The sequence below is a fragment of the Megasphaera sp. DJF_B143 genome, assembly GCF_900320625.1.
In the GTDB taxonomy this organism is placed as follows: domain Bacteria; phylum Bacillota; class Negativicutes; order Veillonellales; family Megasphaeraceae; genus Megasphaera; species Megasphaera hexanoica.
This window is the reverse complement of record NZ_ONTA01000036.1, coordinates 1-12,491: the sequence shown is the minus strand read 5'-3', so window position 1 is coordinate 12,491 and position 12,491 is coordinate 1. Positions and strand designations below refer to the sequence as shown.

Genomic DNA, 12,491 nt, shown 5'->3' with positions numbered 1-12,491 from the left:
GGCCAGGTTCTTGGAAAAGCCGAGGACGGCTGCTTTCGCTGCTGAATAATGGGCACCGCCGAAAATACCGCCACCGCGCTTGGCCGATACGGAAGAAAGGTTGACGATACGGCCATAACCGGCTTTAACCATCGGTTTCATGCAGGCCTGGGTGCAGAGGAACAAGCCAAACATGTTGACGTTGAAAATGCGTTTCATATCATCCATCGTCATATCGGCTACGGTAACATGCTGGGAAATGCCGGCATTATTGACGAGAACGTCAAGACGGCCATAGGTCTTCATGATGTGATCGACCATTGCTTCGCACGATTCTTTGCTCGTAACATCGAGTTTGATGCCTTCGGCTTTGCCGCCTTCATTTTTGATGATATCGACCGTTTCCTGAACGCCGGCCATGTTGATATCTGCAATGATGAGCTGAGCGCCCTGCTTTGCAAATGTGCGGGCCATGACACGACCCATACCTTTAGGAGAACCACTACCTGTAACGATGACTACCTGATCTGTGAAATCTAACATTTGAAAAACCTCCTTGAAATAGCGCGTGTAATCTTACACGGTGTTAATAAAATGTATTGATGTAATAGATTGTGAATATTTATTTATCAGCTGAATCAGCTGCATTTAACTTACTATCGTCGATAGCTTTCCCTGTCTGTTTAACCAGGACCGTGACGACAAAGGCACTGATGACCATGCAGATGGCCAGGAAAAGGACGTCGGCATCAAAGGAACCGGTTACGGTGCTGACGTAACCCATGACATAAGGACCAAAGAATCCGCCCAGGTTGCCGACACTGTTGATGAGGGCAATACCCGCTGCCGCAGCAGAACCGGAAAGATACGCCGGCGGAATGGCCCAGAACGGAGAATAGGCACCATAGGCGCCGCTCAGTGCGACGGCAAAGACGATGAGACTGGCTATGACGTTGGACTGGGCAATGTAGACGCTGGCGACGAGACCGACAGCAGCGACTACCAGACAGCCGGCTACATGATACCGCCGTTCATTGACTTTATCGGAATGACGGCCGACAGCATACATGACAAATGCAGCCAGGAGATACATGAGTCCGATAATCCAGCCGATGGTCGTCGTAGCAATGGTGCTGGAAAGGCCATGAACCAGTGTCGGCAGGAACATGACGATGCCGTAATATCCGCAGATCCAGGCAAAGTATCCCAGGGCGAGGATGAGGACATCCCGTTCTTTCAGAGCCGTAAGGAAGGATACTTTCTTTTTCTTGGCCTTTGCAGCCTGTTCTTCGGCCACAATATTCTTCAGCCATTCCCTTTCATCCGTTTCCAGCCAGTGGGCTTCTTCAATCGAATCGGTCAGGTAATAGAAGCAGGCGACGCCGAGGATGAGCGACGGGATAGCTTCGAGGATAAACAGTGTCTGCCAGCCTTCCAGGCCAAAGAGGTTCAGTTCCAGCAGATACGTAGAAATAGGCGAGCCGACGGCACTGGCACTGGGGATAGCGATCATAAATCCGGCGATAGCCTTGGCATGGTTCTTCGTCTGGAACCAGTTGCTCAGATACCAGGCCATGCAGGGAAAGAAGCTGGCTTCGCAGACGCCGAGAGCAAATCGTACGCAATAAAACTGGATGTCGTTCTGTACAAATGCCGTCAGACAGGATACGAGGCCCCAGGAAACCATGATACGGGAAATCCAGCGACGGGCGCCGAATTTGGTCATGAGGGCACTTCCCGGCACTTCCAGGAGGAAGTAGCCGAAGAAGAAGATGCCGGCACCAAAGCCAAAGACGGCACTGGAAAAGCCGAGATCGGCATTCATCTGGAGGGCGGCAAACCCAATATTGACGCGGTCCAGGATGGAAATGGCAAAGCAGAGGAACAAGAATGGAATCAGTCTTCGTGTTACTTTGTGTACAGTACGTTTTTCTATATCCGCAACATTAGCTGCTGCTGTTGTCATAAAACTGCACTCCCTTTCTCCCAATATATGTCCAATAACCATTCAACGTTCAATGTAGGTTGTTTATTGGCAAAAGGATTTAGCCGTTTCTACGATATGGTCGACAGAGACGCCGTTCTTTGCCAGGAGATGTTCGTATGGAGCCGATTCGCCGAAGCGGTCCTGGATACCCATGCGTTTGACTTGACCTTTGCCAAGTTCTGCTGCTACTTCACAGACAGCGCTTCCCAGGCCGTTGATGATATTGTGGTCTTCGACGGTAATAACCTTGCCGATCGTTTCCAGGCAGTCTTTGACAACTTCTGTATCAAGAGGTTTGATGGTGTGCATGTCGATGATGCGTGCGGAGATACCTTCAGCCTGCAGTTTCTTTCCCGCTTCAATAGCCAGGCGGACCGTATCGCCGTTGGCAATGATGGCAATGTCTTTGCCGTCCTGAATCTGATGAGCTTTCCCAAGCTGGAGTTCTACGTCATCATCGTAGAGGACTGCAATGGGATCGCGTGTAAAGCGCAGGTATACCGGACCATACATTTCAGCAGCAGCTTTCGTCAGTTTCTTGGCTGCTACATAGTCAGCTGGCATGCAGACCGTCATGTTAGGCAGCGTCCGGAGAACACCCATATCTTCAATAGACTGATGGCTGGCGCCATCATTAGCCGGAGTAACACCGCCATGGGAGCAGGCAATCTTGACATTCAGATTAGGATAGCAGATTTCCTGGCGGATCATTTCGCACATGCGCAGGGAACCGAATACGGCATAGGTAACGACAAACGGGATTTTGCCGCATGTAGCCAGCCCTGCTGCCAGGCCGGCACCATTCTGTTCAGCAATGCCGACGTTGACGTGCTGTTGGGGCAGAGCCTTGGAAAAGGGCGTCGTCCGGCACGATTTCGCAATATCCACATCAACTACATATATATCTTTGTTATCTTTACCAAGGTTCAGTATTTCTTCACCGAAACCATCGCGGGTTGCTTTTGTCATATCTGCCATTTTATTTCAGGCCTCCTTCGAGTTCTTCCATCGCTTGTTTATATTCCGCATCGTTCGGAGCAACACCGTGCCAGCCGCACTGGTTTTCCATATACGATACGCCCTTGCCCTTTACGGTATGGGCGAAGATGCAATGGGGCTTCTTGTTTTTGCGCATGCGGATCATATCGAGTGTATGGACAATCTGGTGCATATCGTTGCCGTCGATTTCATATACGTCAAAACCAAAGGCTTCAAATTTCTTGCCCAGGTCACCGTTCGGCATAACTTCGTCCGTCGTACCATCGAGCTGCAGATTGTTGTTATCGACGAAAACAATCAGGTTATCCAGTTCGTATTTGTGCGCCGTATTGGCAGCTTCCCAGATTTCCCCTTCCTGGGCTTCGCCGTCACCGACGACTACGAATACACGATAGTCTTTATTATCCCGTTTGCCTGCCAGTGCCATGCCAACGCCACAAGCCAGGCCCTGACCGAGAGAGCCCGTCGAAATATCGATGCCCGGGCATTTCTTCATATCCGGATGGCCCTGCAGGATCGATCCTTCTTTCCGCAGTGTATGGAGTACATCAAGGGGGAAGTATCCCAGTGTTGCCAGAGCCGCGTACTGAATGGGGCATACATGGCCTTTAGACAGGATGAACCGGTCCCGGTCTTCCCATTTCGGATTCTTCGGGTCAATATTCATTTCACCAAAATAGCAGGCAGCTACAAAATCAGCGACGGAAAGTGAACCGCCGGGATGGCCGGACTGTGCTTCATAAATCATGGTTACGGCTTTTTTCCGCAGGTCTTTCGCAACCTCTTTCAATTCCTCTTCTGTTCGTTTCATGCAATGTCACCTCGTAAGATAAATAATAGATAAAATTGTATTACTCTTTTCATCCTCTGTTGAACATAGGATGTTTAACTTTTGACTGTATTATACTTCCAACGTAGGATGTTGTCAATGACTTTATACAATTACGCGTTTGCTCCTTTTGCATCGATATAACTACTCTGATGAGCCATAAACATAAAGGCGGTCCTGTCTGGGTTATGACACCCTGACAGGACCGCCCGTGCAATAAACATCTATATCGTTTTAATTTCCTTCTTCATCCAGAACGCCATATTCATAGAAATATCCCTGCCGCACGACTTCATCGACAGCCGTCTGTTTTTTATCTTTGATAAATTGGTACATGGAAAGATGAACATCGTACATTTCCTTTATTTTTCCCATCTTGCCCATATTATACACGGTCTGATAGCGGATCTTTTTTGTTAATAACCTGGTCACTTCACTAATTTTTATAAACAAAATATTATGAGTCATATCCGCCATGCACTGATGAAACTCCTCGTCGGCATCACACATGGCTTTGAAATTCTTGTTCACTGCCGCTTCCCGGATAGCATCCAATGCGCCTTTTAATTTCCGTAAGTCCTCATCATCTGCTTTCTTGGCGGCCTTATAAATAATACCGACATCGATCCATTCCCGCAACTCTTTCAATGACTCCATCGATTCCGTATCACTCAGGATGATGCCATAAAGGAGCGGATCAATCATGGATTCACTGAACCCCTGGCAGACAAAGGTCCCTTCAGGCCGGCGGATTTCCAATACGCCATAGGAAACGAGGATCTTGATGGCTTCCCGCACGGAGTTGCGTGACACGCCAAAGGATTCAGCCAATTCCTGCTCGGTCGGGATTTTATCGCCGGGATGAATGCGGTGATTTACAATCGCCTCCGTAATGCGGTCGATGACCTGTTGGACGACAGATTTGCTCTTTATAGGTTTTAAATACGTTTTTTCTGCTGCCATAATGATTCACATCCTGATTCAAAGTATTATTTAAAAATCTATACCTTAGTCATTATCCTCTGACCATTATTCTCTTCTAAATCTCTTCCTTATTATAATATATCTTTATAATATATTAAATACAAAATTAGCTCATAACGCAATATACTTTGTTGAACATTTGATGTTTATTTTTCGTTTGAATCTCATGTCTTACTCCATGCTATTATGGTATAATGGGGCTGCATAGAGTGTACCATGCGAAAGGAGTGGGGGTATCATGTTTATACACAGAACGAAACGGACCTTGCTGGCTGCCGCCGCGGTCCTGGGTCTTAGTTTTTGCACCATGGCAGAAACGTCTCCCGTACAGGCTATTGATATTGGTACCATCGGTACGATTGCCCAGGCTGGCGCCTATTACGCCCAGTTAAATCAGCAGCTTAATTACCTGGATAATGAAGGCCGCGACGACTATATGAAGCAGATAAAAGCCAAGTATGGCGTCAATACTGATTATCAGGCCAATGCCATGACAGAACGGGTCATGACGCGTCTTTCCAATGCCATTGCCAAGACAGATCCATCTATCCTGAAAAAGCCCTACAATTACTTTGTAAATAACGACACGAGTTTCAATGCGTTCTGCACTATCGGACATAATATGAGTGTCAATATCGGTCTCTTTGAACCGCTGAATTACAATGAAAATGAAGTTGCCTTCGTTCTGGCCCATGAAATGGGACATGGACAAAAAAATCATGCCATCAGCGGCGTAAAAAAACGCATGCCCCTCGACCTTCTGGCAGCGATTTATGGTTCCGGCGGAGGAGCCGCCCAGCTGGGTGCGGCTATTCTGGACCAGATAGGCTCTGCCAAACTGGTAACCAAACCGATGGAAAAGGAAGCCGATGCCCTCGGGTTCCAGTATGCCGTAGCGGCCGGGTATAACGTCGGTGGCGGCGCCGCCTTATGGCAGCGGTTCCTCGATAAGGAAAAAGACGTGCAGACCAGCGGCATCATGGAACTGTTCAACGATCATCCTACGACGGTAAGCCGCCGCGACACGTATAGCGCCGATATTACAAAATGGAGCAATAATGTCGTCGCTGTCAATAAGGACACAGGCATGATCACCATCCGCAAAAAGGACTTCTATCAGCCTCAGGATATCCCCAACATGAGTGGAAAAGAACGGGCATATCTGATTGCCGGCAATCTTTCAGCGGTCTACCACAATAACGGCAAACCATCCGTCAGCGATGTCCATGTAGACGGCAATAATATCTTATGCGTCGGCCAGCAGCAGATTATGGATTTATCCCCTGTCAGAAATCCGGAAGAAGTAACCAGTACACTGAAAAAATTATTATAATCCCTGTAACACGGCAACAGGGGCATCCGGTAAGTCGAGTTTTACTTTACCGGATGCCCCTGTTATTTTTTCCATTTCCTATAATCCTCTGCTTTATCTTTATTACGCTACATGATAAAATAATTCTATACAGGAGGAGCATACAGTTATGAACCAGGAAATGAAACTTGCGGTGTTGATTGATGCCGAAAATATTTCGACAAAGTACATTGATGTTATTTTATCTGAAGCCAATAATCTTGGCGATGTCATTTATAAACGGATTTACGGCAACTGGACTACACCACAGATGGCATCATGGCGGACGACGATTCTCAACAATGCCATACAGCCCATTCAGCAATACAGTAATACGACGGGAAAAAATTCGACTGACTCAGCATTAATCATCGACACGATGGACCTGTTATACCAAAGCAATCTCGACGGTTTCTGCATCGTTTCTTCAGACAGCGATTTCACCCGTCTGGCATCCCGGCTCCGGGAATCACAGAAATACGTCCTCGGCATGGGAGAGAGTAAGACGCCCCGGTCTTTTATCTCGGCATGCAATAAGTTCCTCTATCTCGATGTCCTGCTGGAAGAAGCAGAAAATGAAGCCGATACAGAAACAACGGATGCGGCCAAACCGGCAATCATCGATGATACACCGCCTGTCATCTCTCCCGCCACAGAAGAACCAGTCAAATCAGAAAAAACTTCGGGCAAAAATTTCCGCACAATCCGGCAGGCGCTGTTAAAAATCACGGAAGAAAATTCCGACGATAACGGCTGGATTTTCTCCGGTACGCTGGGCAATCTGCTCAACAAACAATTTTCCGACTTCGATGTCCGCAATTTCGGATTCAAGAAATTTGTCCCCTTCATCGAATCTCTGGATATGTTCGAAGTCAATACGATTACCGATGATAAAAATAAAACGGTCAAGCACAATTATTTCAAATTAAAACCGGTTCACCGTCATCATTACACCCATTCATCCCGGTCCAGAAAGCGGCAGAGTAAAGTCTGATAGCCGCATACCAGATGCTCTTATAGAAAGGATGGTATTATGGAGGAGGACATCAAGACACAACAAATTTTACAATCCATCATGCGCCGTAAAAATAACTCGGCCATTGCCATCGCTTTCGACAAAGCCAGCAGCGACGATACCAGCATCTGCCGTATCGCTATCGCCTGGATCAGTGAATCCAAAGCTCACAGCATGACCTATCTGGTAAAGCCACCGGTAGATGACTTTTCATGTTCGCGCAAAGTGACGGCTTCTATGGTAGCACATAGTGCAGATTTTGCCACCGTATGGGACCGGCAAATCCTGCCCCTCCTGAAAGGAGATGTCCTGGCCTTGTATGATGCTTCACGCACTCTGCGTACACTGAAAGCCAGTTATGAAACATCGGGCCGGACATTTATGCTGCCTGAATTATACATCCGCGATCTCCGTTTCCTCGCCATTACCTATATGCCCAATCTGGGAAACGATTCATTTATTTCTATTATCCACCGCCTGCGTCTCAGTGCCGATCTGGATGATGCTGCCAGCCGGGCCCGGGCTTGTACGAGCGCCCTCGACCGGTTGCAGATGATTTATCCGGCCAGTGGATACGGTGTCCCTCTTTCTATGGTACTGGCCGGGGCCCTGAATCTCCCTGCCGATACACTGCAGGAAGAAGTAAGTATGGAAGATGAGGAAGAAGAAGAACCACAGCCCCTTTCAGAGCGGCTGACACACGCTACCCGTTTCAGTCTCATTCCTCTTCTGATTATCTGTCTCTGCCTGTTTGGGTACTACATGTACCGCCAGCGCCAGAATGCACCGGCTCACGTCGATTTCTCATCGTATTCATCGACGGAAGTTCCTAAATCACAAAAAAAGGAATTTCCCAATTTTGAATCCGGAAAAACGTACATGATGACACGCGGCACTTATGTCGTCATAAACGAAAAGGACATTGATCTGTTTATTACAGCTGCTAAAAACCACGATACGGATAAAATCCGCACGATGCTGCGGAACAATCAGGTACTGGTTTTCCAATCGGCCGTTCCCATCGAAGTGACAGGCAATCCCCATGGAAACGGATTCGTTCCCATCACGATTAAAGAAGGAGATCATGCCGGGCAGAGCGGATATGCCGCTTACAGTATGATTACAAAAGCTAAATAATGTACGGAAAAATCAAGAGGCAGCAGCAAAATGACTTCCCACAGTTCATTTTGCTGCTGCCTCTGTCTTGTATTCGGAATAAATGTTACTGCCCTTTTAATTCTGTCTGAAAAATTTCGCGCCCTATCGTCCGTATCCAGAATCCGACGAGCTGACTGTACGTCTCCATCCCGGGCTTTTTGGCTGCTTCTATGATATATTTCATAAAATGTTCAGCCCAGGAATATCCATACCGTTCAAATACCCCCTTCCCGGCTTGCGGTGAAAGTTTCTGCAAAACCGGCAGGAATACATCGTGAGTCACTTCCAGCATCTTCGTATTCACGGGATATACATAGCCGTTTCCCTTCTGGTCTGCTTCCATGAATACAAGGGCCAGCTGATCTGGCTGATACGAATCGTCAGCGTAATCGAAGTGGTACATTTCCAGAGGCAGTTTTTCTTTCTGCTCCGGTTTCAGCAACTGATATGCCCCATATTTAATCAGCTCGTACAGCCGGTCGTCAAAGGAACTTTCCATTTCTATAATCTTTTCCCGCCATTCTCCCCAGGTAAGAGCTACCCGGCAGTCATATCCGGAAAAATCATTCTGTCCCAGGAAATCTTCAACTTCTCCACTGGTAACGGTCATTTTTAAATCGGGAATATGCCATACCATGAAATGCTTCTTTTTATCAAAGTACAGACATTTTTCTTCTACATGGACTGCACTCTGGCAGTGTGGACAGGTGTAGAAGAAGAGTGACTGGTCATGCAGTACGCGCTGGCGCATTGCCAGGTCATCGGTGCCATTGATACAGTCCCACGTATGAAATACGCCCTTTCCGTGACATGCCGGACAGGTCAGGGACAAATCGATTTCATGACTGCCACCGCTGCCAATAATAATAGTATCCATCTTTCATATCTCCTTTTAGTTGGCCTGTGCCTTCGTCCCGGCCAGATGATAAATGTCCATCACCTGCCGCGCCGTACTTTCCAGATTCATAATGCTCCGCGGTACCGGCAGGGCTGCAAACGGATGCAGAGTATGCCGCAGGGACAGAAGCATATCAGCCTGGGCCATCGGTTCCTGGCCATCACTCGTCTGGCGAAGCACGGTCAATGCCGTCAACGCCTTTTCCAATACGGTGTGTATATCCTCTTTTGCCGCATCATTGATCTGCTGCAGCCAGTAAAAAATGACCGCCTTAGTATAGGCGTCCTGTTCTTCTTGTGTTTCACAGACGAAGTCAATACGCGAAAACCCAAATCCTTCTTCCAGAAGTACAGGGATGGCAACGTCCGCAGCCCGGTTCAGAGGAATCCGTTTATCTCCCGTTCCCAGAGACGAAAATGCCAGATGATGCACTTCCTTTTCTCTCGCCAGAGACAGACTGGCCCGGTAACAAGACAGCAGCTGCGACTCTTCGTGATGGCTTCCTCCGCGCCAGAACGGAGCCACCGTATGAATCACATAGCGGGCCGGCAATTTATACCCAAAGGTAAGTACCGCTTTCCCTTCCGGGCAGCCGCCGAGACTGCTGCAGGCAGCACGCAAGGAAATGCCTCCTGCCTGATAAATGCGGTTATCCAGGCCGCCAGTACTCATCAGGCTTTCACTGGCTGAATTGACAATCGCCTCTGCCGGCCAGGTCGTTATATCTCCACAGATAATGCGCAATTGCATGGTATCACATCCTTTAGTAAGAGGAATCTCTTTACCGTATTATAACATATAATCCCCCTTTCTGTATCCCGTACGGCCGAAGGAAAAAGAAAACGGGCTGTCCTAAAAACAGTCCCGTTTCGTGTATAAAATCATCCTTATTGCCGGTCCGCCAGCACCTATCCGCCACAGACAAGATTTTATCCGTATCCTATTATTTTTTATCTGCCGTCACCATAAAAAGCGGAATAGAATGGAATAACAGCCGGTACTTTTCATCATAGACCTGCTCGTTCAGCCGTGGCGTAATCTGCACGTTGGTAAATCCAAACCGGGACAGATGGTCCCGGTCCCAACGCGGCCGGTCAACGTGATTAAAAAACAGGGTCTGTTGAAACGTCTGATCGGTAAGATCATCACCACAATACGTATCGACAGGCACGCCATATAACCGGCGGTATTCTTTCTCATCGCGTTCCCTTGCCGCCCGTTCCGCTTCGTCTTTTACATAATACCAGTTGGCATCCAGATACAAGAGACGGCCCCCTGGCTTTAACAGCCGGAACCACTCGCAAAAGGCTTTTTCCGGGTCATACAGAATCCAGGTGACATTCCGGCAGACTATGTAATCGAAGGACTGGCCGGGAAAAGATGTGGCATGAATATCTTCATGCCGGAATGTGGCATCTATTCCCGCTTTCCGGGCATTACGCGATGCCGTTTCTATCATGGCGGCCGAACAATCTATGCCTGTGACCTTCCAGCCGGCTTTTGCCATGAGGATGGCAAAAAATCCCGGTCCTGTACCTATATCGAGTAATTCGCCCGATTGGGCAGGCCGATGTGCCATAAGCAGCTGACGCCAGCATTCTTCCTGTGTCTGCCGTTCTTCTTCTATTATCTTGTCGTACCCGGCGGCACAATAATCCCAGCGCTGGCCCACAGCCCGGGCCTTGTCCTGCATCTCCATGCTATCTCCTATTTAATGAATGTCGTAATGGCTTTTTTCAAATTATCTACAGCTTCCATATCATTATCTTTTACCGCATCGACAATGCAATGGTCAATATGATCGCGGAGAATCACTTTTCCCACACTTACCAGGGCAGAATCGACCGCAGAAATCTGAATTAGAATATCACTGCAATCCCGTCCTTCTTCTACCATGCGCTTAATCGCTTCCAGATGGCCGCTGATCCGGGCCAGCCGATTCATGACAGCCTTTGTCTGCGTATGACTGTGTACGTGACTGTGCCCGGAAGTATCCGTTTCCTGACGGGAAGTTTCTTCCTGAAAATGCGGTTCCGGATACTGTTCATAGGGGATATACTGCTTCTTTTCCGCCTTGATGAAATAGTATGAATCCGTATCCATGGCTATTGATACAGAAAGTCCCGCCGTAATCAGCATCGTTGCCATGATATCTACAGGAGGAAGGACGCAGGACAGCGTTTTTTTCCCCTGATCATGCAGCGCATTGACCCGGTTCCGGGACATGTCATGCATGATGATAAGTGCCCCGTCCTGTTTAAGCGCATTAGTCATCTTCTTAATAAAGACTTCTTTATACTGTGCAATGTGTGGATAAAAGTTCAGGCAAACTATCGCATCATATGCATTCTGTGGAAGTTTGTATTTTAAAATATCCTTTTCTGTATATGCAATGCCCGGAACGGATGCAAACTTCTGTCTGGCCTGTTCCAGCATACGATGGGAATAATCCAGTTCTTCCACCCGTCCGGTGTCCGTTACCGCCTGATGCAGATAGGGAAGCAGAATGCCCGTCCCGCTGCCGGCGTCGAGTACCGTATCACCGGCCGAAAGCCCTATGAGTTTTACCAGGAATGACAGGATTTCCGGATTTTCCTTGCGGTCCCGGTCCCAGGTCCCGGCATAATTTTCAAAAAAAACATGTTCTTTATCCATTGCTTTCACCACTATTTGAAAGAATTGTCACACGTTGTCATGTCTTATGATACGTTCACCGTCGCCGTGTGTCAATGGAAACAGATCATATCAATGGGCACAGCGGGCCAATCCTTTTTTGTGTGCTGAAAGGCAGAATAAGGGAGCCGAATCATATTGCATACACGATGAAATATGAACAACCGGACGGATATCTTTTACGCACTGACAATCGGTAAATCCGATATCCTGCAGCCGGTACATATCCCATGCCGGACGACATTCCCTGCTGATAGATAAGGCATCTTTCAGGGATTCGCACTCCCGGATAAGGTCCGAATCGACAGTATGATGAATATTCTTTTCTTCTGATGCAGCCGAGGTAAACTGAACAGGACCATAATCGGAATCAAAATTCAAAAGCAATCCGCCATCGCGCAGTACGCGGTGCCAGTCCTGGTACGCCTTCACTGCATTTGGCAGGTTCCACGTCAGATTACGAGACAATACTACGTCAAACGAAGCCGATGCAAACGGCAGTGCCTGAGCGTCACCTGCCTGAAAATCAACAGATACGTGATGTTCCGCCGCATTCCGCCGGGCCTCTTGTATCATGCCTGTCGAAGAATCAATGGCTGTGACATCATGTCCCAGGCG

Annotated in this window: 13 protein-coding genes; 3 read left to right on the top strand and 10 right to left on the bottom strand. The window is 48.0% G+C overall.

Features of this window, described 5'->3' with window-relative positions; all coding sequences use genetic code 11:
• From DBO31_RS00985 to DBO31_RS00965, 5 genes are all read right to left on the bottom strand, one after another.
• The coding region (locus tag DBO31_RS00985) for an SDR family NAD(P)-dependent oxidoreductase (RefSeq protein ID WP_150824227.1) at window positions 1-522 on the bottom strand (522 nt) is incomplete at its 3' end.
• A gap of 79 nt (window positions 523-601) precedes the next feature.
• Complete coding sequence (locus DBO31_RS00980; protein WP_150824226.1) at window positions 602-1,945, bottom strand: MFS transporter; 1,344 nt, start codon at window positions 1,943-1,945, stop codon at window positions 602-604.
• Window positions 1,946-2,008: 63 nt separating this feature from the next.
• A complete protein-coding gene (locus tag DBO31_RS00975; RefSeq protein WP_059077073.1) occupies window positions 2,009-2,944 on the bottom strand; it encodes a transketolase family protein in 936 nt (311 codons plus the stop codon).
• 1 nt (window position 2,945) lies between these two features.
• Window positions 2,946-3,776 carry a transketolase gene (locus tag DBO31_RS00970; RefSeq protein WP_113855323.1) on the bottom strand — a complete coding sequence of 277 codons (831 nt, stop codon included), beginning with the start codon at window positions 3,774-3,776 and terminating at the stop codon, window positions 2,946-2,948.
• Between the two features lie 252 nt (window positions 3,777-4,028).
• Window positions 4,029-4,757: a FadR/GntR family transcriptional regulator gene (locus tag DBO31_RS00965; protein WP_150824225.1), complete on the bottom strand. Its 729-nt coding sequence runs from the start codon at window positions 4,755-4,757 to the stop codon at window positions 4,029-4,031.
• Between the two features lie 259 nt (window positions 4,758-5,016).
• Between DBO31_RS00965 and DBO31_RS00960 the strand changes: the two genes are divergently transcribed.
• The 3 genes from DBO31_RS00960 to DBO31_RS00950 all read left to right on the top strand — a co-directional run bounded on the left by DBO31_RS00960 (window position 5,017) and on the right by DBO31_RS00950 (window position 8,281).
• On the top strand, window positions 5,017-6,111 hold the full coding sequence (locus tag DBO31_RS00960) for a M48 family metallopeptidase (RefSeq protein ID WP_150824224.1): 1,095 nt from the start codon (window positions 5,017-5,019) through the stop codon (window positions 6,109-6,111).
• A 148-nt stretch (window positions 6,112-6,259) separates the two neighbouring features.
• A complete protein-coding gene (locus DBO31_RS00955; RefSeq protein ID WP_150824223.1) occupies window positions 6,260-7,123 on the top strand; it encodes an NYN domain-containing protein in 864 nt (287 codons plus the stop codon).
• A 39-nt stretch (window positions 7,124-7,162) separates the two neighbouring features.
• On the top strand, window positions 7,163-8,281 hold the full coding sequence (locus DBO31_RS00950) for a hypothetical protein (RefSeq protein ID WP_150824222.1): 1,119 nt from the start codon (window positions 7,163-7,165) through the stop codon (window positions 8,279-8,281).
• Between the two features lie 85 nt (window positions 8,282-8,366).
• On the opposite strand, the gene DBO31_RS00945 is transcribed toward DBO31_RS00950, so the two are convergent.
• The 5 genes from DBO31_RS00945 to DBO31_RS00925 form a co-directional block, all read right to left on the bottom strand.
• Window positions 8,367-9,179 carry a CpXC domain-containing protein gene (locus tag DBO31_RS00945; protein ID WP_059077079.1) on the bottom strand — a complete coding sequence of 271 codons (813 nt, stop codon included), beginning with the start codon at window positions 9,177-9,179 and terminating at the stop codon, window positions 8,367-8,369.
• 15 nt (window positions 9,180-9,194) lie between these two features.
• The gene (locus tag DBO31_RS00940; RefSeq protein ID WP_075581839.1) at window positions 9,195-9,950 is read right to left on the bottom strand and encodes a macro domain-containing protein; all 756 of its coding nucleotides are present in this window, start codon (window positions 9,948-9,950) and stop codon (window positions 9,195-9,197) included.
• 193 nt (window positions 9,951-10,143) lie between these two features.
• Window positions 10,144-10,899: a class I SAM-dependent methyltransferase gene (locus DBO31_RS00935; RefSeq protein ID WP_150824221.1), complete on the bottom strand. Its 756-nt coding sequence runs from the start codon at window positions 10,897-10,899 to the stop codon at window positions 10,144-10,146.
• Window positions 10,900-10,907: 8 nt separating this feature from the next.
• Window positions 10,908-11,855: a metal-sensing transcriptional repressor gene (locus DBO31_RS00930; protein WP_150824220.1), complete on the bottom strand. Its 948-nt coding sequence runs from the start codon at window positions 11,853-11,855 to the stop codon at window positions 10,908-10,910.
• A gap of 90 nt (window positions 11,856-11,945) precedes the next feature.
• Window positions 11,946-12,491 (bottom strand): class I SAM-dependent methyltransferase (locus tag DBO31_RS00925; protein ID WP_150824219.1); only part of this gene is annotated, 546 nt, incomplete at its 5' end.

Coding starts and splice junctions, on each gene's coding strand:
- DBO31_RS00940 (WP_075581839.1), bottom strand. CDS start 9,950: ATGCAATTGCGCATTATCTGTGGAGATATAACGACCTGGCCGGCAGAG.
- DBO31_RS00945 (WP_059077079.1), bottom strand. CDS start 9,179: ATGGATACTATTATTATTGGCAGCGGTGGCAGTCATGAAATCGATTTG.
- DBO31_RS00975 (WP_059077073.1), bottom strand. CDS start 2,944: ATGGCAGATATGACAAAAGCAACCCGCGATGGTTTCGGTGAAGAAATA.
- DBO31_RS00930 (WP_150824220.1), bottom strand. CDS start 11,855: ATGGATAAAGAACATGTTTTTTTTGAAAATTATGCCGGGACCTGGGAC.
- DBO31_RS00935 (WP_150824221.1), bottom strand. CDS start 10,899: ATGGAGATGCAGGACAAGGCCCGGGCTGTGGGCCAGCGCTGGGATTAT.
- DBO31_RS00950 (WP_150824222.1), top strand. CDS start 7,163: ATGGAGGAGGACATCAAGACACAACAAATTTTACAATCCATCATGCGC.
- DBO31_RS00980 (WP_150824226.1), bottom strand. CDS start 1,945: ATGACAACAGCAGCAGCTAATGTTGCGGATATAGAAAAACGTACTGTA.
- DBO31_RS00965 (WP_150824225.1), bottom strand. CDS start 4,757: ATGGCAGCAGAAAAAACGTATTTAAAACCTATAAAGAGCAAATCTGTC.
- DBO31_RS00970 (WP_113855323.1), bottom strand. CDS start 3,776: ATGAAACGAACAGAAGAGGAATTGAAAGAGGTTGCGAAAGACCTGCGG.
- DBO31_RS00960 (WP_150824224.1), top strand. CDS start 5,017: ATGTTTATACACAGAACGAAACGGACCTTGCTGGCTGCCGCCGCGGTC.
- DBO31_RS00955 (WP_150824223.1), top strand. CDS start 6,260: ATGAACCAGGAAATGAAACTTGCGGTGTTGATTGATGCCGAAAATATT.